We start from the raw sequence: 20,998 nt of genomic DNA on the forward strand, positions 1-20,998 counted from the left end.
TCGTGGGTGAAGGAAAGGCGCCCAGCGCCGGCCTGCCACCGGGGCGGGCCATTTCGGGGATCGAACACCGGCCATGCAGCCCTCCGACGCGACCCGCCGCTCCCTCCTGCGCCTGATGGGCCTGGCCGGCGCGGCCGGCCTCTCCCCCGCCCTGTCGGGCTGCGTCATGGACGGCCTCGCCACCGGGGCCGTGGCCGAGACGCAATCGGCCCTCGACGTCAGTCCGGTCCTCCTCGTCGCCACGACCCGCCGCCCGGCGTCCGGCAACCCGCCCACGGCGCCGTATTTCGGCTCCGAGCGCGGCCGGGGCTTGAGCTTTGCCGAAGTGCACATGTCCGCGCCCGACCGCTCCCTGATCGGCAAGGTCTCGGCGGTGGTCGGCGGCGATTGGGGAATCCGCTCCGTCGGCGAGGTGACGACGGGACCGGGCGCGGCGGCCGCCTTCGCCCAGGCCGCCTTCGGCCGCGACGTGCTGATCTACGTCCACGGCTATCGCGAGAGCTTCGAATCGGCCGCGCTCAGCGCCGCGATGCTCTCCGACGGTATCCGCTTCGCCGGCGCCTCGGCCCTGTTCACCTGGCCGTCCGCCGCGGCGACCTTCGATTACGGCTACGACCGCGAGAGCGCCCTGTGGTCCCGCGACGCCTTCGAGGATCTGTTGAAGACGCTGGCGACCACGCCGAGCGGCGGGCGTATCCACATCGTCGCCCACTCCATGGGCACGCTGCTGACGCTGGAGACGCTGCGCATGCTGCGTTACGAGGCCGGCGAGGCGGCGGTCGCCCGGATCGGCGCGGTGGTGCTGGCCGCGCCCGACATCGACATCGACCTGTTCGCCAACGGTGTCGAGCGCCTGGGGCCGGACGCCAAGCGCATCACCGTGATCTCGGCGACCAACGACCGGGCGCTCGAAATCTCCGGCGCCATCGCGGGCGGCATCGTCCGCGCGGGCGCCGCCGACCGGAAGCGCCTGGAGGCGCTCGGCGTGCGCGTGGCCGACGCGTCCGACTACGGCGGCGGCCTGTTCAACCACGACCTGTTCCTGTCGAACCGCGAGGTACAGGGCGTGGTGAGGCGGGCGATCGCGCGGGGAAGCAGCGGAGCCTGACGCCGCGCCCATCGACGAATCCGGTGCGGGCACCTACAAGCGCCGCCGAACCCGGCCAGTCCGGCCCGGGTTTTCCGCGAGAGCCGCAGGCCGGCCCGTGGCTCCTTCCCCTCCTCCGAGGATGTTCCCGATGTTCACGCTCGAGATCGACGGCACGGCGATCGCGGTCATCAACGGCGACGAGGCGACCGCCCGCGACCTGTTCACCTGCGACGGCTTCAAGGACGACATCCGCACGATGACGACCGCCGGCCGTCCGATCTGGAACGGCACTTCGGCGCTCACCGTGCGCAAGGCCCGCGAGGACGAGATCGAGGAGTTCGAGGACGCCCTCGCCGCCGATGACGGCGAGGGCGATTTCGAGACCGACGCGCATCACGCAGGCGAAACCGACAGCGGCGCCGACGACGAGGAGGAGGCCGACATCGTCTTCCTCGTGGACATCGACGACGAGGATCAGCCGCTCGACGCGTGAGACGGCGGCTCCCTGTCGGCGCCGAGGCCGACGGGTGACGTTCGATCCTGCCGAAGCGCGCGGTGCTGGATGGCTTCGCCTGACGGCTCGCAAGGACGGTGTGGGCCTTATACCGTTTCCGCTTGATCGCTTCGGGTTTGCCCGCCCTCCGTCATCGCGAGCGGCCGCGAAGCGATCCAGGGCGCGACAGGTCCGGAAAGGGCGCGCCCTGGATTGCCACGGCTTCGCCTCGCAAGGACGCAGGACAGGCCGAAGTCATCAACCGGATATCGTATTACTCCTCCGTCATTGCGAGGCTCGGCGCAAGCAATCCAGGGCGCGACGGCGATTACCCCTCCCACACCACCTGCATCGACGGGCCCGCCGATTCGGCCTCCCGGATCGGCTCGCAGCGTCCGCCGAGATGGCGGGCCGGAAACGTCTCCGCGCGGGCGAAGAACGCCAGCCGGTTGGCCGGGCGCACGAGGCCGTGGCCCTCGTCCGGGAACAGCAGGTAGGTGACCGGGATGCCGCCCCGCCCCATCGCGGCGACCATCCGAGCGGATTCCGCCTGCTTCACCCGGGGATCCACCCTGCACGCCCTCGTGGGGCGCCACCCAGCCGAGGCGGCGCCCGTCCGGGCTGATCCGATGGCCGTAGCGCGTCGGGTTGCCGAACGGTTGCTCTCGCGGGATCAGCCGAGCACCACGACCCGCGCGCCGACCTCGACGCGGTTGAACAGGTCGATGGCGTCCTGATTGATCATGCGGATGCAGCCCGAGGACACGCTCTTGCCGATGGAGTGCGGCTCCAGGGTGCCATGGATGCGGAACAGCGTGTCCTTGTTGTTCTGCCACAGGTACATCGCGCGGGCGCCGAGCGGGTTGCGGGTGCCGCCCGGCACGCCGAGGCCGCTCTGGAGCTTGTCGACCTCGCGGGCGAGATCGGGCCGGCGGGCGATCATCTCCTTGGGCGGATACCAGTCCGGCCAAGCCTGCTTCGCGTTGACGGTCGCGGTGCCCGACCACGAGAAGCCCTGCTTGCCCACGCCGACGCCGTAGCGCCGCGCCCGGCCGTTCGGCAGGACGAGGTAGAGGAAGTGCGCCTTCGGATCGACCACGATGGTGCCCGGCGGCTCGGTGGTGCGGAAATCGACTTCCTGGCGCAGGTAGGTCTGGTTGAACTTCTTGTAGGGGATCGCCTCGACCGGGAACGGCTCGTTGCCCACCGCCGCGTAGGCGCGGGCGTAATCGATCGGGCCGTTGTCGGGCTGCTGCGGCGGCACCGGGTAGCCGGCCTGCTGCTGACGCGGCGTCTGGTTCGGCGCCTCCGCGGCGGCCGGCGGCTCGCCGTAGCGTTCCGCCCGGCGGCGGGCATAGGCCTCGGCATCGAGATCCGCGTCGGCATCCGGCACCGGCCGGCCGTTGCTGACGCGGCCGTTATAGGGAACGTACTGCCCGCCGCGACGGCGATAGAGCGCACCGTTGCCGTCCTGATAGAGCCGGTCGTCGTCGAACCCGTCGAGGGCTTGGGCGAGGACATGGCCCGGCAAGACGGCGAGCCCGAGGCTCGTCGCGGCCCCGAGCAGAAGCGTACGGCGGTTCTGACTGGACATGGATCGCTCGATCGAATGGGCCGGACTCGGAAAACGTCCCCGGAATTCCGGTTGAAGACGGTCACGATCGTCCGGGCCGGCTGAACTGCCCCGCTCGCTCCCTAGCAAGGAAGTGGACCGGCGTCAGTGCCGTACCGAACGGTCGCGCTCCCTGCACCGACAACTGTGCGAACATTGTGTCCGAAAGGTTACATGCAGCCCCGCCATGCGGCCGGCGGGCGGCTTTAACGGTTTCGCAAAAAATGTGCGGATGGCGAGGCGAATCGCGGCGGGCGGCGATTGCATCGGCGGGGGCGATCCCTAGATCAAGCGTGACCGTTCGGCCCCGACCACGGACCCCTCCCCTTGTGCGCCTCGTTCCTCCGCCTCCCCCTCGGATTGCTTTGCCTCGGCCTGACGCTGCCGGGTGAGGCCCTCGCCGCACGAAAAGCCGCGCCCGTTCGGCCGAAGGCGGCACCCGCGGTGCAGGCCCCGGTCGCGACCGCACCGCAGACGGCCTGGACCGCGGCCGAGCCCGCCAACTGCACCCGCGTGCGGCGCAAGCTCTGGCAGGTGGAAGAGGGCTGGCTGGTGAAGACGGTCACCGTCTGCCATTGAGCGAAAGCATCGGCTCGATCCGGTGATGTCGGACCCGGCTCCGAAACGCCGAAAGCCGCGGGCGATCGGAGCTTCGATCGCCGCCCCCTCTCGAAGCCGGCTGCGCAACCGGCTACAACCCGCCCTGGGCGGCGACGGTCGTCGCCCCGGTATCGGCGAGTGGCGTCCCCAGTGATCCGCGTCCTCCATACGGGCGACTGGCATATCGGCCAGACCCTGCGCGGCTTCTCCCGCGAGCGCGAGCACGACGCCGTGTTCGGGAGTTTGGAGCGCATCGTGGTCGAGCGCGAGGTCGATGCCCTCGTCGTGGCCGGCGACGTGTTCGACAGCCAGAACCCGTCGGGCGAGTCGCAGGCCCGCTTCTACGCGCTGATGGCGCGGCTGCACGCGGCGCGGCCGGCGATGACCATCGTCATCACCGCCGGCAACCACGACGCCGCCGGCCGGCTGGAGGCGCCGCGCCCGCTGCTCGAAGCGATCGGCGTCCACGTGGTCGGCAATGTCCGCCGCCGCGACGGGGCGATCGACCTCGACCGGCATCTCGTGCCGGTGCGCGGCGCCGACGGCGAGGTGGCGGCGCAGGTGCTCGCCGTCTCCTACCCCACCGCCGCCTGCCTGCCGCCGCTCTCCTCGCTCGGCCAGGGCACCCGCGTCGGCGAGACCTCGCCGATCGTGCGCGCGGTGCGCGACCTGTACGGCCAACTCTTCGAGGCGGCCCGGCCGCAACTGGCCGGCCTGCCGCTCCTCGTCACCGGCCATCTCCACGTCGCGGGCGGGCTCGAATCGGAAGGGGCGGAGCGGCGCATCCTCGTCGGCGGCGAGCACGCGGTGCCGGCCGACGTGTTTCCGCAGGAGGCACGCTACGTCGCCCTCGGCCATCTCCACCGGGCACAGGCGCTCGGCGCCGGGCAGGTGCGCTATTGCGGCTCGCTGATTCCGCTCTCGGCGGCCGAGCAGCCCTACCGCCATGGCGTCACCCTGGTGACTCTCGGCACCGGTGCGGCGGAGATCGAGCCTATCGCGATCGCCCGCCCCGTCCCCTTTCTGCGCCTGCCGGCCTCCGGCGACATGAAGCTCGCCGATCTCGGCGACCATCTCGCCGCCCTGGCGCTCGACCCCGGCCTGCCGATGGAGGCGCGGCCCTACATCCAGGTCCGGCTCGCCCGCGACGGTCTCTTGCCCGGCTACCGGGCGGAGGTGGACCGCATCGCCGAGAGCTTCCCGGTGCGCGTGGTCGACGTGCGGGTGACGGTGCCGCCGCGCGCCGCGGTCGAGATCGTCGAGGCGGAGGCGCCGCCGCCGCCGCGCCTGTCGGAACGCGACCCGGAGGACCTGTTCCGCCTCGCCTACCGGGCGAAGTGGGAGGAGGAGCCCGAGCCCGCCCATCTCGACGTGTTCCACCGCGCGCGGGCGGACGCCTGAGGTCGGAGCCACCGACCCGCGGAGAGCGCGGTCTTGCCCGGCGGCATCCGCGGATGTATATACGATGACGATACGCGCAGCGTGGTACTCACGCTGCAACCAACAGACCGGATTGGGGCTGGAGGGCGTGTTGCTCAGTTGGACTTGAATCCATGATCGTTCAGTTTTCGAAATGGGGCAACAGCCTCGCTCTACGTATTCCATCTCATGCAATGCGTGATATTGGAGCAATTGATGGAACAGAAGCCAATCTGATTGTTGAAGAAGGTCGTTTAATTATTACTCCTATTGTCAAAAAGCGCCGATATAATTTGGACGAGCTTGTGGCGCGCATAACCGAGGAAAATTTTCATGAAGAAATATTCGATGGCCCGGAAGTCGGGTCCGAGGAATGGTGAAGAAGCGGCGTCGGGAGATTACGTCCCGGAGGCCGGAGACCTGATCAGGGTCGATTTCAGCCCGACGAGGGGAACGGAGAAATCCGGTTTTCGGCGAGGATTGGTGATCTCTCCGCGCTCGTACAATGCCCGTGTCGGACGGTGCCATGTCTGCCCGGTCACGAGCCAAGCGAAAGGCTACCCATTCGAAATTCCGCTGCCTGCCGGGCTGAGCGTGACCGGAGTCGTCGTTCCCGATCAGGGAAAGCCGCTGGATTTTCGTGTGTGCCGGCTCGTCTTCGTGGAGGCGGCACCGCTCGAAGTGCTCGTTGATGCGCGCGAAATGATACGCGCTTTCCTTGACATCGCGTGAGCGATGACGCTTCACCGCACAGGGTGAGGATCGGGGCGCCGCAGCGTGCCGCGGCAGAAACGTTGCGGTAGAAGCCATGCGCATCCTCGCGATCCGCGGCGAGAATCTCGCGAGCCTCGCCGCGCCGTTCGCGGTCGATCTCGCCGCCGAGCCGCTCGGCGCCACCGGCCTGTTCGCCATCACCGGCGAGACCGGGGCGGGCAAGTCGACCATTCTCGACGCGCTCTGCCTCGCCCTCTACGGCCGCTACCCCCGGGTGACCGGAACCCACAAGGAAAACGTGCCCGATCCCAGCGGCGAAGCGCTGAGTGCCGGTGATGGCCGGGCGATCCTGCGTCGGGGTGCCGCCGCGGGATACGCCGAAGTGGATTTCGTCGGCCGAGACGGCGTGGCTTATCGCGTCGGTTGGGAAACGTACCGTGCCCGCAACAGGGCGACGGGCAAGCTCCAGGCCGAGAGACGGCGCCTGCATCGGCTCGACGATGGCCGTGCCGTCGCGTCCGGCAAGATGGCCGTGCTCGGCAGGGTGATCGAACTCACCGATCTGACCTTCGACCAGTTCCGCCGCACGGTGCTGCTGGCGCAGGGCGAGTTCGACGCCTTCCTCCTCGCCGCGGAGAGCGAGCGCGCGGAACTTCTGGAGAAGATCACCGGCACGGCGATCTATTCCGAGATCTCGAAGCGGGTTCACGTCGGCTACGAGGAGCATCGCCGCGCGGTCGATGCGCTGGAGATGCGCCGCCGCGAGATCGGCCTGCTCGACGAGGACGGGTTGAAGGCCCGCAACGGGGAGCGCGAGGGCCTGCTCGCCCAAGTCACGGCGTGGCGCACGGAGCAGGAAGCGGTCGGCCGCACTCTCGAGACCGCCCGCCGGATCGAGGCCGCGCGCGCGGCGCTGGCGCAGGCCGGGCGGCACGCCGCATCGACCCGGGAGGCGTCGGCAGCCGCCGCACCGGACCGGGCGCGGCTTTCCGAACTCGATACGGTCGAACCGCTGCGCGGGCGGGCGGAAGCCCTGGACGAGGCCGGCCGCGAGCGCGCCGCGGCACAGGCCCAGGTCGAAGCGGTCGGGGCTCGCGTCACGGCGGCGCACATCTCCGCCGAGGCGAGCGAGGCGAAGCGGGCCGAGGCGAGCGCCGCGGACGAGGCGGCGGAGGCCGTGTTCAAGCGCTTCGGTCCGTTGTGGGACCGGGCGGCCGCACGCGACGCCGCCATCGCCCACGCGGAGCAGGAGGCGGCGGAAGCCGGGCAGTCCGCGATCCGCGCGGCCGAGACGGCGGAGACGGCAATGGCCGCGCTCGCCGCGCTCGACCTGCGCCTCGGCGAGGCGCAGGAGGCGCGCGAGGCCGCGGCCCGGCGCCTCGATGCCGACCGTGCCCAGGCCCCCCTCGCCGAACGCGGCGGCGAGTTCGCCCGGCGGATTCGCGAGCGGGCGCGGCTTCGTGGTCAGGCGGAGGCGGCCGCGACGGAAGGGGCCGCGCGCCGGAGCGAGATGGCCGGTTGCGACGACGAGGCGAAAGCCGGCAATGCCCGCCTCGCCGCGCTTCGCACCCAGCGCGAGGCGCTGGCCGCCGCCCGCGCCGAACGCGAGGCGGCGCTCGACGCCCTGGCCGAGCCCGCGGCGCAGGGCCGCGCCGCGGCCCTCGAAGGCCTGCTGGATCTTCTACGCGAGGCCTGCGCTCTGGCCGGGCGTCACGGTACGGCGCTCGCCGACCGCGCCGCCGCCGCCGAAGCGGAGACGGAGGCCGCCGCGGCGTTCGCCGAGGCCGCGGCGCGCCATGCGGCGGCGGAGGCCGCGCTGCACGAAGCCGGAATCCGCCGCGCCGAGATCGCGCCGCTGGCCGAACTCGCCGAAGAGAGCGCCTCGCACGAGGCCGCGCGCCTGCGCAGCCTGCTCGTATCCGGCGGCCCGTGCCCCGTCTGCGGCAGCCCCGACCATCCCCACGCCCACGAATCCGAAGGCGCCCTCGGCCGGCTCGCCGAGGAGATGCGCGCCCGGCGCGCCGAACTCGATCGGCGGATCGGCGAACGCCAAGCCGCCCGTGACCGCGCCCGCGGCGACGCGGCGGCCGCGGAGGGCCGGCTCGACGACGCCCAGGAGCGAGGCGCCGCGGCGGCCGAAGCGGCGGCGGCGACCAGCGCCCGCTACCGCGCCGGGCTGCCCCCACTCGCCGCTTCGCTCGAAGCCGCCGGACTCGCGGCCGTGTTGCCGCAGGAGCCCGATGCACCGGTGCTGGCCGCGAAGGGCACGGCGGCACGGGCCGAGCGCGAGGCCACCCTCCGATCGCTGGCGGCGGCGCGGACGCTGCGCGGCGAGATCGACGGTCTGATCCGCGACCGCGACGCGGCCGAAGCACGGGCCGAGGCGGAGACCCGCGCCCTCGACGCGCTCACCCGGCGCCGGAGCGAGGCCGGCCTCGCCGCCGAGCGGGCCGAGAGCACGCACGCCGCGCTCCTTCAGCGCATCGCCGACCTGTCGGCCGAGATCACGCCGGCCCTGACGGCCGCCGATCTCGGCCTGCCCGCACTCGACCGCGACCCGGAGGCCTGCGCCGACCGGGTCGCCGCGTTCGGGCAGGCCTACGCGGCGCTGCGCGCGCGGCATGCCGGACTCGAAGCGCAGATCGCGGCCCTGGCTCCGGAACGGGCCGCCGCGGCTTCCCTCTGCGAGACCGAGGCGCGCGCGGCGGCGAAGGCCCGCGCGGCGGCGACCGAGCGGCAGGCCCGGCTCGCGCGGGCGCGAGAGGAACGGGCCGGCCTCCTCGGCGGCGAGGCGACCGGCCCCCACCGCACCCGGCTCAACAACGAGCGCCACGCCGCCCGCGACGCGTTGAAGGCCGCGCAGGCCGCCTGCGCCGAGACCGCCCGCGCCCTGACGGGCACCGTCACCGAGGCCGCCGGGGCAGACGCCGCTTCGGAGCGGGCCGCCGCCCGTCACGACGCCGCCGAAGCGGCCTTCACGCAGGCGTGCGGCGCGCGCGGGCGCGAGGCGGTCGCCGCCCTTCTCGCGGTGCCGGCCGAGGCGCGGACCGCGCTGCGTGCGCGCCTCGACCGACTCGCGCGGGAGGAGGCCGAGGCCGGGACCGCGCTCGCCACCCGCCGCGCCGATCTCGACGCGCTCGGCTCCGTGTCCGGGATCGACGTCGCCGCGGCGCAGGCCGAAGCCACGCGCCTCTCCGAGGCGATGGCGGAGGCACAGCAGCGGCTGGGCGCCCTCGATGCGGATCTGCGCCGGGACGAGGCGGCCCGTATCAAGGCCGCGGACCTCGCGACCGAGATCGAGGCGGCCCGCGCCGAACTCGCGACCTGGCATCGGGTCGAGGAGGCCGTCGGCTCGGCCGGCGGCGACCGCTTCCGCCGCTTCGCGCAGGGTGTCACCCTCGACCACCTCGTGCATCTCGCCAACGACCAGCTTCGCGCCTTGAGCCCGCGCTACCGCCTCGCCCGCAGCGCGGGCGCCGATCTCGCCCTCCACGTCGTGGATCGCGACATGGGCGACGAGCGCCGGGCCACCCGCAGCCTGTCGGGAGGCGAGCGCTTCCTCGTCTCGCTGGCGCTGGCGCTGGCGCTGTCCGGCCTGGAGGGGCGGCAATCCTTCGTCGACACGCTGTTCATCGACGAGGGCTTCGGCTCGCTCGATGCCGAGACCCTGGATCTCGCGGTCGATGCCCTGGAGACGCTCCAGGGGCGTGGCCGCAAGGTCGGCGTCATCACCCACGTCGCCGGCATGATGGAGCGCATCGCCGTGCAGATCCGCGTGGAGAAGCGCGGCTCCGGCCGCAGCGTGGTGCGGGTGGTCGATCGCGGCGCTGCCGTCTTCTGAGGCAGGCCGACCGCTGCATCGATCCACCAGCCGGCAACCGCCGATGACCACCCCTCAGCTACACCACATCCCGGGACACGACCGACCCGGAACCTTCGGCAGTGCCAAATTTTTGCTCTGCCAAAACGCCCCACGCTGCATCCAGACTCGCAAGACGATGAGGCTTTTCCCACGTCCACGGATGGGCAGAGGTTCAGCCTACCTCTCAACTGGCATACTTGTCAGGCTGTCGACAATTTCTTGAGAGCGCATCGAAAGCACGGATATGAGCGTGTCGCTCAGACCGTGCGAGATCTCCGAATAGCCTTGCATATATATGCGCGGCGCAAATTTAGGCTGCGCCTCCAGGCAATAGTCCCGACGGATCGTGCTGCTCTTTATGTGTTTGTTGAGCGGCTCAAGTAAATCTCGGTGAGCATTGCGCTCGTAGCCGGTTGCAAGGATGACGCAATTGTAACCGGTCGTCCCGTTCGTCGAAGCGAAGTGGTCGGTCGTGCGCAGACTGATTCGATCGGGGCTGCGGGCAACCTGTTCGATGTGGCGGCGCGGAAGCAAGCGCAGCCGCTCGGTGCCTGAAACTTTCTGGCGATAAACGATCGCGTAGAGAGCGTGCAGCAGATCGGGATCGATGACAGCATAATTCGTGTTGCGAAAATTCCGCACGATCACGTCACGCCGCTCGTCGGATTGTCCGTAGATGAAGTCCGTGTATTCCGGATTGAAGATCTCGTTGACGAATGGCGAGGAATCCGACGGCTTCAGCGCGTGCCCGCGAAAGATCAGGTCGATCTTCAGATGCTTGAAGCGCTCGTGCAGGTCATAACTGATCTCGACCGCGCTCTGGCCACCGCCGATCACGGCGACATGCGCACTTTCCTCATCGAGACGAAGGGTGGCGAGGCGGCTCCGGTCACCGAGGCGGTCGAGGTAGTGGCTCGAATGGAAGACGCGAGGTTCGCGGATCGCCTCGGCGAACACCGCCGGGATGTGCGGCGTACCCCCGATTGCAACGACGAGATTGTAGGTCCGGCGCGTGCGTTCGCGTCCGTCGGCGTCGCGCGTGCGCACCAGCAGCACCTCGATCCTTCCGGCCTCGCCGGTCTCCTCGGGCTCCACCGCGATCACGGTCTCGCCGTAGCAGCACCTGTCCGCAAAGCGCTCGGCGACCCAGCGCAGATAGTCGTTGAACTCGATCCGACTCGGATAGAACGTGCCGAGATTGATGAAATCTTCGAGCCGTCCTTGGCTGTGGAGGTAGTTGACGAAGGTGAGCGGACTCGTCGGATCGCGCTGCATCACGAGATCCTTGAGAAAGGAGATCTGCATGTCGCTTCCCGGCAGGAGCATGCCGCCGTGCCAGGTGAAGCGCGGCTGCCGCTCGATGAAGCGATAGCGGAGAGGCTCGTCGCGGCGCGCGCTCGCCCCGCGGCCGTGCTCGTCGAGCGCGATCGCGAGGGCGAGGTTCGATGGACCGAAGCCGATCCCGATCAGGTCGTCGGGGGGCGCGTCTCGGATGGTCATAGGGCCTGGGCCTCATCATGTCCGGAAACGTCCGCCGCCCGCGCCGGACGCCAGAGATGCTCGTCGAAGAAGCGCTCGCGCAGGAGCATGACCAGCGCGGCCCGCTTGTGCGGAAAATCGAAGGTCTTGATCCGGGCAAAGCCCGAGGTCTCGAGGTTGCGGATCTGCCGGGCGTGGCGAGCGGCCGGCTCGCCGACGATGCGCTGCGTGCGCGCATCGTCGAGGAACAGGAAGTGCATCAGCGAGGGCAGCCAGGCTCCGATGTAGTCGCGCCCGCGAAAATCCGCCTCGCCCACGAGCACGTGCCAGCCCCGGTCGTAGTCCTGCGCGTCGTAGAAGGGGCCGAGCCGGTTCTCCTTGGCCCAGTAGACCTCGAAATATGCGAACGGCTCTCCGTCGAAGCTGCCGATCAGCGGCAGCATGTGCGGATCCTCGATCAGTGCCGCGAGGTAGCGCCGGTGCGCCTCGCGCTCGCCCGCCTCGTTCCAGAAGGCCGCGACGTGCGGGTCGTTCATCCAGCGGTGGAAGCGGTCGAGATCCTCGTCGGGACGCACCGTGCGCAGGCCGAAGGTCCGGCCGAGGCTCGGGATGAACCGCTCGTAGACCGTGCCGCTGGGTTTGGGGGGACGGCGCGGGTGGCGTCGCCCGTCGCTCATCACGTGGATCTGCGGGTAGGCCGCGCGCCGCGCGCCGAGCCAGGGATCGGGGCGCTGCATCGCGAGCGCCGGCAGCACGGCCAGGCCGTCCCTGTCCGCGACCGCGAGGCCCTCGTCCAAGAGGGCGGCGACCAGACGCTCCGGCGCCCGTCCGGCGAGGTCGAGGCGAAGGTTCGCCCGCCCGGGATACCAGCCGAGCGTCGCCTCGATGCCGGCCGCGAACGCCGCAAGCGTCGGATCCTCGCCATCGCCGGCCGACGCGGCCAGGCCGGCGAGCTCAAGCCGACCGGCCTCCGGTGCGACGCGCAACGCCAGGATCGTCCGCCCCTCGGCACGCACGCTCAGATCGGAGCCGTCCCGCACCGTCGCGAAGGATCGGCGACGGCCGGCCTGATGGGAGAGGAAGGGCAGGTTGGCGCACATCGACGATGGGATTCCCGTAGGCCTTCGCGTGCGGAACGGACGGACCGAACCCTTCGGGCCGGCCACGCGCTCGCCGAAGCGCGAGCCACGCCCGAAGGTCGCCGGACCGACGTCTCACGGTCGAGAGCAGAATCGGTGCGAGCATCGATGCACCGTGCTTCAGTTAGCGCAGACCTTATGATGTTTTCAAGCCGTTATGAGTCTATGTGTTTTATAGATAATACAATTACAGTCTAGATTGGTTCTAAATATCCAAATTTCGTGATTTTTGCGGTTGATCAACCTGTGCGGTCGCCCTAACCTTCCTTGCATGAACGCTTCCGGCCTCGCGAAAGCTGAGGCGGAGATCGATCGTTTTTTTGCCGATCCATGGATGCACGATCATGGCCTTCGACCGCGAGGACACGCGCTTCTACGTCGTGGTGAACCACGAGGAGCAGTATTCCATCTGGCCGAGCTACCGCGACGTCCCCGCCGGCTGGACCCCGATCGGCGAGCCGCGCCCGAAGGCGGAGTGCCTCGCCTATATCGACGAGGTCTGGACCGACATGCGTCCCCTCAGCCTGCGCAGGCACATGGAGGAGCAGGCACGGAACGCCCCGGCGCGGAGCTGAGCCCGATGCCGGCCGTGCGGGTGTTCTGCCTGCCGTATTCCGGGGCGAGCGCCGCGATCTATGCACGCTGGCGACGCCTGTTGCCGGCAGCGATCGAGACCTGCCCGGTCGAGCTGCCCGGACGGGGGCGGCGCATGGACGAACCGTTCTGCTGCGATCCGCACGCGCTGGCTGCGGCGCTGGCCGCCGAGATCGCGCCGCTGGTCTCGGGCGCGGAGGCACCGCCCTACGCCCTGTTCGGACACAGCCTCGGGGCGATCCTCGCCTTCGAACTGGCCCACGCTCTCGCCGCGCACGGGGCGGGTGTGCCGCTCGCGCTGTTCGCGTCCGGCACGGAAGCGCCGGCCGTGCGCGACGATTCGGACTTCCGCCGCCCTCGCAGCGATGCGGAACTGATCGCGGCGTTGCGCGCCTACGCGGGGACGCCCGACGAGGCGCTGGCCGATCCCGAACTGATGGCGCTCACGCTGCCCGTGCTCCGAGCCGACTTCCTGACGTGCGGCGCCTACGTCTATCGCCGCCGGCCGCCGCTGCCCTGTCCCATCGTCGCCCTCGGCGGTCTGCACGACGACGTCTCGCGGCACGATCTCGAAGCCTGGGGTCGGGAGACATGCGCCGGATTCGACCTCGCGATGTTCGCGGGCGGCCACTTCTTCATCCACGGGCAGCAGGCCCAGGTGCTCGCGACGATCGCCGAGCGCATCGCCACGCTGATCCGGTCCGAGCCGGCCCCGGGTCCGACGGCCCGCCCGACGGCCGGGCCGCCTCGAACGACGCACCGTCACGGGACGGATGCCCGCCGCACCACGACACCTGGGAGAGACGGGATGACCGACCTCGCGATCCGGCCCCTGCGCGAAAGCGGCCCGCTGCCGCTCCTAGTCAGTCCGGCCCGCGAGGGCGCCGGCCTCGACATCGCCGCGGCGCTGCCGGCCATCCGCGACGCGGCGCAGGCCCATCTCCACGAGGCCGGCGGCCTGCTGCTGCGCGGCTTCGCGCTGCAAGGCACGGACGCCTTCCGCGCCTTCGCGGCCGGGTTCGGCCACGAACTGCTCGACTACGAGTTCGGCTCGACGCCGCGCAGCCCGGTCACCCAGGGCGTCTACACCTCGACCGAGTACCCGCCCCACCAGCACATCCCGCTGCACAACGAGCAGGCCTACACCCGCGACTGGCCGATGAAGATCTGGTTCTACTGCCAGCAGGCTGCGTCCGAGGGCGGGGAGACGCCGATCGCGGACAGCCGGGCGATCTACCGGGCCGTGCCGCAGAGCATCCGCGACCGCTTCGCCGCCGACGGCCTGATGTACGTGCGCAATTACGGCAACGGCCTCGACGTCGCCTGGAGCCAGGTCTTCGGAACCGAGGATCGCCGGAGCGTCGAGGCCTATTGCGAGAGCCACGGCATCACCTGCGAGTGGAAGCCGGACGGTGAACTGCGCACGCGGCAGGTCTGCCAGGGCGTCGCGGCCCATCCGGTCACCGGCGAGCCCGTCTGGTTCAACCAAGCCCATCTCTTCCACGTCTCGAACCTCGAACCCGAGGTCCGTTCGACGCTGCTCGACATCGTCGAGGAGGAGGATCTGCCCCGCAACGTCTTCTACGGCGACGGATCGCCGATTCCGGACGAGGATCTCGCCGCGATCCGCGCGGTGCTGGCGGCCCACACCATCGTGTTCCCCTGGCAGACCGGCGACGTCGTGATGCTCGACAACATGCTCACGGCGCATGCGCGCACCCCGTTCAAGGGGCCGCGCAAGGTCGTGGTCGCCATGGCCGAAGCCAACCGCCGACACTAGGGAGCCGCGGCCGATGGCGATGCAGACAGCGACGGCCGGGCCGATGACGGCGCAGCCCCCGTTCTCGCTCTGGACCGGCATGGCCCGGCAGGCGCGGGGAAGGCTCCTGCTCGCCTTCCTCACGAGCTTCGTCGCGGGCGCGGCGAGCACGGCGACGATCGTCCTGATCGACCGCGGGCTGGCGGCATCGCCGGCGACGCGGCCCGACGGTCTCGCCGCGTTCGCCGCGACCGCGCTGACGGCCTGCGCGGCGCTCGTCGTCTCGCGCACCCTGTTCGCGCAGCTCGGTCAGAGCGGCCTCGCCGATCTGCGTCGCGCCATCGCCGAACGCGTGCAGGCGGCCTCGTTCCCGAGCTTCGAGGCGGTCGGGAGCGCGCGCATTCAGTCGCTCGTTTCCGAGGACGCCAACCAGATCGCCAATGTCCTCGTCGCGCTGCCGGTGCTCGCGACGAACGCCGTCGTGGTGCTCGCGACGCTCGGCTACCTCGCCTACCTCTCGCCAGGGCTGTTCCTGGCGGCTCTGGCGGCGATCGCCGTCGGCGCGGCCGGCTATTCGGCCTGCTACGGGCGCGTGGGCGTGGAACTGCGCGAGGCCGGCAAGGCGCAGGACCGGCTGTTCGCGCACTTCCTCGCCCTCGGCGCGGGCGCCAAGGAGCTGCGGCTCAATCGGGACAAGGGCCGCCGCTTCCTCGACACGGCGCTGGGGCCGGCGATCGACGCGGTCGCGCGGCACCGCAGCCGCGGGCTGGCGGTCCTGGCGCTGGCCGGCGGCTGGGGCCGGCTGCTGTTTCTCGCCCTGATCGGCCTGACGCTGTTCCTGCCGGGGGCGGACGAGCGTGCGCCCGCCGTCACCACCGGATACGTCGTCGCCTTCCTCTACCTGATGGGTCCGCTCGAAGCGGTGCTCAACACGGTTCCGCTGGTGAACCTGGCGCGGGTCGGCGCGGATCGGGTCGAGGCGACCTTCGCCCGGCTCGATCCCGAGCCGGAGAGCGCCGTCGGCCGCGCCCCGAACGCGCAGGTCGCCGTGACGCTCGATGACGTGAGCCACCGCATCCACGACGCGCGCACCGGTGACGGCTTCGTGCTCGGTCCGGTCAGCCTGACGCTCCGCCCGGGCGAGATCACCTTCCTCGTCGGCGGGAACGGCAGCGGCAAGACGACCCTCGCCAAGGTGATCGCCGGTCTCTACGCGCCCGAGACCGGCCGGCTGAGCCTCACGGGCCAGGAGGTCCGGGAAGCCCGGCGCCTCGCCCATTGCGGCCACGTCTCGGCGATCTTCTCGGACTTCCACCTGTTCGAAACGCTGCTGGAGCGGCCCGAGCCCACCCTCGACGCGCGGGCTCGGGCGTGGCTCGTGCGGCTCGGGCTCGACCACCGGGTCGGCATCCGCGACGGGGCTTGGTCCACCCGGGATCTCTCGGCCGGGCAGCGGCGGCGCCTCGCCCTCGTGGCGGCCTGCCTCGAAGACCGCCCCGTGCTGATCTTCGACGAATGGGCCGCCGACCAGGATCCGGAGTTTCGGACGGCCTTCTACGAGACGATCCTGCCGGAACTCGCGGCGTCGGGCAAAACGCTCGTCGTCGTCACCCACGACGAGCGGTGGTTCGGGCGCGCGGACCAGTTGCTGAAGCTCGACCGGGGCCGCGTCGTCGAGCATCGCACGAAGCGGACCGCGCCGACCGTCGAGGCCGGCGCATGAACCTGCATCTCGCCGACCCCGGCACGCTCGCGGATCTCCCCGCGCCGGACGTCGCCGCCGCCCTGCGGGAGCGCGCCGCGGGCGCCGGAGACCGCGTCGCGCTGCGCTTCCTCGCGGATGGCCGGACCGTCTCGCAGACGCTCGACTTTCGCGCGCTCGACCGGCGGTCCCGGGCGCTCGCCGCGCGGCTGCAAGCCACGGCCGCGCCGGGCGAGCGCGCGCTGATCGCCCTCCACAGCGGGCCCGATTACGTCGCGGCCTTCTTCGGCTGCCTCTACGCGGGCGTCGTCGCGGTCCCGTCCTACCCGCCCGAACTGCGGCACCCGCACCACGCCGCGCGCCTGTCGCTGATGATCGCGGACATGGAGCCGCGCCACGTCCTGACGGACACCGCGAACCGCGAGGCGGTGGAGGAAACCTGCCGCGCGACCTGCCTCGCCGACGTGCGGGTGCGCATCCTGTGCGTCGACACGGTCGATGCGGCGGAGGCGGAGGGATGGCGGCCGGCGCCTTGCGCGCCCGACGACCTCGCCTTCCTGCAATACACCTCGGGCTCGACCTCCGCGCCGAAGGGCGTCGAGGTCACGCATGCCAACCTCGTGGAGAACCTGCGCTGGCTGCAGGAGGTCTTCGCGGTGCGCGCGGACGACGTCTTCGTGTCCTGGCTGCCGCTGTACCACGACATGGGGCTGATCCTCGGCATGCTGTTGCCGGTCGTCTCCGGCCGGCCGCTCGTGCTGATGAGCCCCCAGCGCTTTCTCGCCCGTCCCGCCGCCTGGCTCGACGCGATCGGTACGCATCGCGGCACCATCAGCGCCGCGCCCGACTTCGCCTTCCGGCTCTGCTGCGACCGGATCGGCCCCTCGATCCTGGAGCGGCTCGACCTGTCGAGTTGGCGGCACGTCTGCAGCGGCGCGGAGCCGATCCGGCACGGCACCCTCATGCGGTTCGCCGAAACCTTCGCACCGGCCGGCCTGACGCCGGACGTGCTGCATCCGGGCTACGGCCTCGCCGAGGCGACGCTGATCGCCACGAGCAAGCCGCGCGCCAGCATGTGGCGGGCGCTGCGCGTCTCGCGGCAGGCGCTGGCCGAGGATCGCGTCGTCGTGGACGAGGACGGCATCCTCCTGGTCAGCAGCGGCCAGCCGGTCCGGCCGGGCACCCTGCGCATCGTCGATCCGCGCACGCTCGAAGATTGCCCGCCCGGCCGGGTCGGCGAGATCCTCCTGTCCGGCCCCTGCATCGCCCGCGGCTACTGGAAGAACGCCGAGGCCACACGAACCACCTTCCTGCGGCAGAGCGGCGAGACGTGGCTTCGCACGGGCGACCTCGGCTTCCTGGACGCGGACGACCTCTACGTCACCGGCCGGCGCAAGGACGTCATCATCCTGCGGGGGCAGAACGTCTATCCGCAGGACGTCGAGCAGGCGCTGGAGGCGGCGGTGCCGGCCCTGCGCAAGGGACGGGTCTCGGCCTTCGCCGTCGAGACCCGGGCGGGAGAGGGCGTCGGCATCGCCGCCGAGATCGGCCGCGGCACGCGCGCCGAGGCCGAGGCGGTCGCAGCCGCGGTCGATGGCGTGCTGGCCGAGGTGCTGCACGAACCGGCGGCGCTGGTGGCGCTGCTCGAACCGGGCGCCCTGCCGAAGACGACCAGCGGAAAGCTTCAGCGCTCCGCCTGCCTTCCCCGGCTCGATTCCGGCGAGCTGGTGCCGCTGCACCTCTACCGCCGCGAATCCGCCGTGGCCGCCGGCGCCGGGGCCGCTGCCGACGAACCGCCGCGCACCGCCACGGAACGGCGGCTCCTCGGGATCGTCGCGGACCTGCTCGGCCTCGACGCCATCGGGCGGCGGGCGAATTTCCTGGAGCTCGGCGGTCATTCGCTGCTCGCCGTGCGCGCCGTCGAGCGCATCCGGGCCGAGTTCGGCGTCGCCGCGAGCCTGCGTGACCTCTTCGCGGCCTGGAGCCTCGCCGATCTCGCCGCACGGATCGAGACGATGCCGCCGGCCTCGACCGCGCTGCCGGCCCTCGACCGCCTGCCCGCGGGCGCGCCGCAGAGGCTCTCGCGGGCGCAGCAACGGCTCTGGCTCGCCGAGCGGCTGGGCGAGGAGGCCGGGCGCGCGGCCTACGTCATGACCGGGCAGATCCGGCTGGAAGGACCGCTCTCGTCCGAGGCCTTCGCCGCCGCGCTGCGCGCGGTCGCCGCCCGCCACGAGATCCTGCGCACCGCCTACCCGGAGGCGGAGGACGGCCTGCCCATGGTCCGCACCGTCCCCGGCATCGTGCTCGACATCCCCGTGATCGATCTGTCCGGGCTCGCCCCGGTCGAGCGCGAGGCGCGCCTCGCCGAGGCCGAGGCGGCGGAAGCGTGCACGCCCTTCGATCTCGCCAGCGCCCCGCTGCTGCGGGCGCGCCTGTTCCGGCTCGCTCCGGAGAGCCACAGCCTCGTCCTGGCGATGCATCACCTGATCGGCGACGGCTGGTCGTTCGGCGTGCTGCTCGCCGATCTCGGCGCGGGCTACCGCGCGGCGACGGACGGCGCATCCTCCCCGCATCCGCCCTTGCCGCTCCAGTACGGCGATTACGCCGTCTGGCAGCACCGTGCCGTGGAGCGGATCGGCGCGGTCGAGACCGCCTTCTGGCGGCGCCATCTCGACGGCACGCCGCATCGGCTGTCGCTGCCGGCCGACTTCCCGCGGCCGCCCGTTCTGCCCGTCTCCGGCGCGAGCCGGCGCCTCGTCCTGCCCGCTCCGCTCGTCGCGCGGCTCTCGGCGCTCGGCCGTGCGCGCGGCGCCACGCTGTTCATGACGCTGCTCGCCGGCTTCCAGGCGCTGCTGCATCGCCTCAGCGGCGCCGAGCGCTTCGTCGTCGGCACCGACCATGCCGGGCGCCCGCTTCCCGAACTGGAAGGGCTGATCGGCTTCTTCGTGAACGTGCTGCCGCTGCGCGCCGCGCTCCACGACGCACCGAGCTTCGGCCGCCTGGTGGAGCGCGTGCGCGAGGATGCGCTCGCGGCCTTCGACCACGCGCTTCTGCCCTTCGACCGGATCGTCGACGCGCTGAAGGTTCCGCGCGACCGCAGCCGGCCCCCGCTGGTCCAGGCCTTGTTCGTGATGCAGAGCGCGCCGCCCGGCGACTTCGCGGTTGCCGGGATTTCGGCCCGCCTGCAGCCCGCATCGGCACAGGCGTCCAAGTTCGAGACCGCCCTGTTCCTCGATGCGCCGTCGCCCGAGGGGACGGTCGCGGTCGAGTGGGTCTACGCCACCGCCCTGTTCCGTCCGGAGCGGGTGGCGCGCTGGGCGGACGCCTTCGTGAACCTGCTCGAACAGGCCTCGCGATCCCCCGACATGCCCGTCCACGCCATCCCGCTGCCCAGCCTGGAGGAACCTGCCATGCCGGATCCCGTCCTGCCCGATCCCGCCTTGCCGCGTGCCGCCGACCGCCTCGGCGCCAAGCTCGACAAGCTCAAGGGATTGAAGTCCGGAGGGGCGGCCGCGTCCGCGCCGCCCCGCGCGCCGGCGCGGCTCTCCGCCCTGACGCCCGGCGGCGCCTTCCCGCTGGTGATCGAGCCGCCTTCCGCCGACATCGATCCGGCCGCCTGGGCCGCGCGCGAGCGCGGCTGGGTCGAGGACAAGCTGCGCCACCATGCCGGCCTGCTGTTTCGCGGCTTCGGCATCGCGACCCCGCAGGAATTCGAAGCCTTCGCCGAGGCGCTGCATCCCGGGCTCTACGGCGGCTACGGCGACCTGCCGAAGAACGAGGGCGGCCGGAACACCTATCGCTCGACGCCCTACCCTGAGCGCGAGATGATCCTCTACCACAACGAGAGCAGCCACCTGCACGCGTGGCCGCGCAAGCAGTGGTTCTTCTGCCAGGAACCGTCGCCGGTCGGCGGCGCGACGCCGATCGTCGATTGCCGGGAGATGTACCGCCGGCTCCCGGCCGAACTCGCCGCGCGCTTCGAGCGCCTCGGGCTGATCTACGTCCGCACGTTCACCGAGCGCTTCGACGTCGACTGGCGCCGGTTCTTCCATACGGAGGATCGGGCGCAGGTCGAGGCGCGCTGCCGCGCGGAGGGCGTGGACTTCGACTGGCTCGACGACAACACGCTCCAGACCCGCACGCGCTGCCCGGCGGTGATCGTGCACCCGCTGACGGGCGAGAAGTCCTTCTTCAATCAGGTGCAACTGCATCACACGCGCTGCCTCGACCCCGATCTGCGGGCCGATCTGCTCGGCCTCGTCGGACCCCGGCGCATGCCGCGCGACGTGCTCTACGGCGACGGCAGCCCGATCGAGGACGCGGTGATGGACGAACTCGGCCGGCTCTACGAAGCCTGCGCCGTGCGCTTCGACTGGCACCGCGGCGACGTGGCGATGCTCGACAACATGCTCGCCGCGCATGCCCGAGACCCGTTCGAGGGCCCGCGCCGGATCGTCGTCGCCATGGGCGACATGACGGCGCGCGCGGCCGTCGCGGGCGTGAACGCGCCGAACGGCGGCCTGCGATGAGCGGGC

The 20,998-nt window shown here is 71.3% G+C and carries 15 protein-coding genes; 11 read left to right on the forward strand and 4 right to left on the reverse strand.

Going from position 1 to position 20,998, the window contains the following annotated elements; all coding sequences use genetic code 11:
- Positions 1-73: 73 nt before the first annotated feature.
- Both PGN25_07505 and PGN25_07510 read left to right on the forward strand, forming a co-directional pair.
- A complete protein-coding gene (locus tag PGN25_07505; GenBank protein ID MEH3117442.1) occupies positions 74-1,108 on the forward strand; it encodes an alpha/beta hydrolase in 1,035 nt (344 codons plus the stop codon).
- A gap of 130 nt (positions 1,109-1,238) precedes the next feature.
- The gene (locus tag PGN25_07510) at positions 1,239-1,583 is read left to right on the forward strand and encodes a hypothetical protein (protein ID MEH3117443.1); all 345 of its coding nucleotides are present in this window, start codon (positions 1,239-1,241) and stop codon (positions 1,581-1,583) included.
- A 328-nt stretch (positions 1,584-1,911) separates the two neighbouring features.
- On the opposite strand, the gene PGN25_07515 is transcribed toward PGN25_07510, so the two are convergent.
- Together PGN25_07515 and PGN25_07520 are read right to left on the reverse strand one after the other, a co-directional pair.
- Positions 1,912-2,154, reverse strand: coding sequence for a prolyl oligopeptidase family serine peptidase (locus PGN25_07515; protein MEH3117444.1), 243 nt, complete (start codon positions 2,152-2,154; stop codon positions 1,912-1,914).
- 102 nt (positions 2,155-2,256) lie between these two features.
- The gene (locus PGN25_07520) at positions 2,257-3,177 is read right to left on the reverse strand and encodes a L,D-transpeptidase (protein ID MEH3117445.1); all 921 of its coding nucleotides are present in this window, start codon (positions 3,175-3,177) and stop codon (positions 2,257-2,259) included.
- 462 nt (positions 3,178-3,639) lie between these two features.
- Here PGN25_07520 and PGN25_07525 point away from each other — a divergent pair, with 462 nt between their 5' ends.
- The 5 genes from PGN25_07525 to PGN25_07545 all read left to right on the forward strand — a co-directional run bounded on the left by PGN25_07525 (position 3,640) and on the right by PGN25_07545 (position 9,769).
- A complete protein-coding gene (locus PGN25_07525; protein MEH3117446.1) occupies positions 3,640-3,774 on the forward strand; it encodes a hypothetical protein in 135 nt (44 codons plus the stop codon).
- A gap of 171 nt (positions 3,775-3,945) precedes the next feature.
- Entirely contained in the window at positions 3,946-5,196 is a 1,251-nt protein-coding gene (locus tag PGN25_07530; protein ID MEH3117447.1) for an exonuclease SbcCD subunit D, read from the forward strand.
- A gap of 152 nt (positions 5,197-5,348) precedes the next feature.
- Positions 5,349-5,594, forward strand: coding sequence for a PbsX family transcriptional regulator (locus tag PGN25_07535; protein MEH3117448.1), 246 nt, complete (start codon positions 5,349-5,351; stop codon positions 5,592-5,594).
- Positions 5,548-5,946, forward strand: coding sequence for a type II toxin-antitoxin system PemK/MazF family toxin (locus PGN25_07540; protein MEH3117449.1), 399 nt, complete (start codon positions 5,548-5,550; stop codon positions 5,944-5,946). The genes PGN25_07535 and PGN25_07540 overlap by 47 nt, the downstream gene beginning before the upstream one ends.
- 76 nt (positions 5,947-6,022) lie before the next feature.
- The gene (locus PGN25_07545) at positions 6,023-9,769 is read left to right on the forward strand and encodes an AAA family ATPase (GenBank protein MEH3117450.1); all 3,747 of its coding nucleotides are present in this window, start codon (positions 6,023-6,025) and stop codon (positions 9,767-9,769) included.
- Between the two features lie 198 nt (positions 9,770-9,967).
- Here the strand turns inward: PGN25_07545 and PGN25_07550 are convergent, their stop codons facing one another.
- Both PGN25_07550 and PGN25_07555 read right to left on the reverse strand, forming a co-directional pair.
- Positions 9,968-11,290 (reverse strand): lysine N(6)-hydroxylase/L-ornithine N(5)-oxygenase family protein, encoded by a 1,323-nt coding sequence (locus PGN25_07550; GenBank protein ID MEH3117451.1) that lies wholly within the window; start codon positions 11,288-11,290, stop codon positions 9,968-9,970.
- Positions 11,287-12,369, reverse strand: coding sequence for a GNAT family N-acetyltransferase (locus tag PGN25_07555; GenBank protein MEH3117452.1), 1,083 nt, complete (start codon positions 12,367-12,369; stop codon positions 11,287-11,289). Before PGN25_07555 ends, PGN25_07550 begins: the two co-directional genes overlap by 4 nt.
- Before the next feature lie 383 nt (positions 12,370-12,752).
- Between PGN25_07555 and PGN25_07560 the strand changes: the two genes are divergently transcribed.
- From PGN25_07560 to PGN25_07575, 4 genes are read left to right on the forward strand one after another with little or no spacing between them, the layout of a single operon-like run.
- Positions 12,753-12,983: an MbtH family protein gene (locus PGN25_07560; GenBank protein MEH3117453.1), complete on the forward strand. Its 231-nt coding sequence runs from the start codon at positions 12,753-12,755 to the stop codon at positions 12,981-12,983.
- A 5-nt stretch (positions 12,984-12,988) separates the two neighbouring features.
- Positions 12,989-14,782 (forward strand): alpha/beta fold hydrolase, encoded by a 1,794-nt coding sequence (locus tag PGN25_07565; GenBank protein ID MEH3117454.1) that lies wholly within the window; start codon positions 12,989-12,991, stop codon positions 14,780-14,782.
- A 13-nt stretch (positions 14,783-14,795) separates the two neighbouring features.
- Complete coding sequence (locus tag PGN25_07570) at positions 14,796-16,484, forward strand: cyclic peptide export ABC transporter (GenBank protein MEH3117455.1); 1,689 nt, start codon at positions 14,796-14,798, stop codon at positions 16,482-16,484.
- Complete coding sequence (locus PGN25_07575) at positions 16,481-20,992, forward strand: AMP-binding protein (GenBank protein MEH3117456.1); 4,512 nt, start codon at positions 16,481-16,483, stop codon at positions 20,990-20,992. Before PGN25_07570 ends, PGN25_07575 begins: the two co-directional genes overlap by 4 nt.
- Positions 20,993-20,998: the final 6 nt, after the last annotated feature.

It is taken from the genome of Methylorubrum populi, assembly GCA_036946625.1.
Taxonomy (GTDB): domain Bacteria; phylum Pseudomonadota; class Alphaproteobacteria; order Rhizobiales; family Beijerinckiaceae; genus Methylobacterium; species Methylobacterium populi_C.

Bases quoted from the DNA above. Each gene is read 5' to 3' on its own strand.
- PGN25_07545 (MEH3117450.1), top strand. From the start codon at position 6,023: ATGCGCATCCTCGCGATCCGCGGCGAGAATCTCGCGAGCCTCGCCGCG.
- PGN25_07540 (MEH3117449.1), top strand. From the start codon at position 5,548: ATGAAGAAATATTCGATGGCCCGGAAGTCGGGTCCGAGGAATGGTGAA.
- PGN25_07520 (MEH3117445.1), bottom strand. From the start codon at position 3,177: ATGTCCAGTCAGAACCGCCGTACGCTTCTGCTCGGGGCCGCGACGAGC.
- PGN25_07560 (MEH3117453.1), top strand. From the start codon at position 12,753: ATGGCCTTCGACCGCGAGGACACGCGCTTCTACGTCGTGGTGAACCAC.
- PGN25_07555 (MEH3117452.1), bottom strand. From the start codon at position 12,369: ATGTGCGCCAACCTGCCCTTCCTCTCCCATCAGGCCGGCCGTCGCCGA.
- PGN25_07535 (MEH3117448.1), top strand. From the start codon at position 5,349: ATGATCGTTCAGTTTTCGAAATGGGGCAACAGCCTCGCTCTACGTATT.
- PGN25_07510 (MEH3117443.1), top strand. From the start codon at position 1,239: ATGTTCACGCTCGAGATCGACGGCACGGCGATCGCGGTCATCAACGGC.
- PGN25_07505 (MEH3117442.1), top strand. From the start codon at position 74: ATGCAGCCCTCCGACGCGACCCGCCGCTCCCTCCTGCGCCTGATGGGC.
- PGN25_07575 (MEH3117456.1), top strand. From the start codon at position 16,481: ATGAACCTGCATCTCGCCGACCCCGGCACGCTCGCGGATCTCCCCGCG.
- PGN25_07550 (MEH3117451.1), bottom strand. From the start codon at position 11,290: ATGACCATCCGAGACGCGCCCCCCGACGACCTGATCGGGATCGGCTTC.
- PGN25_07565 (MEH3117454.1), top strand. From the start codon at position 12,989: ATGCCGGCCGTGCGGGTGTTCTGCCTGCCGTATTCCGGGGCGAGCGCC.
- PGN25_07570 (MEH3117455.1), top strand. From the start codon at position 14,796: ATGGCGATGCAGACAGCGACGGCCGGGCCGATGACGGCGCAGCCCCCG.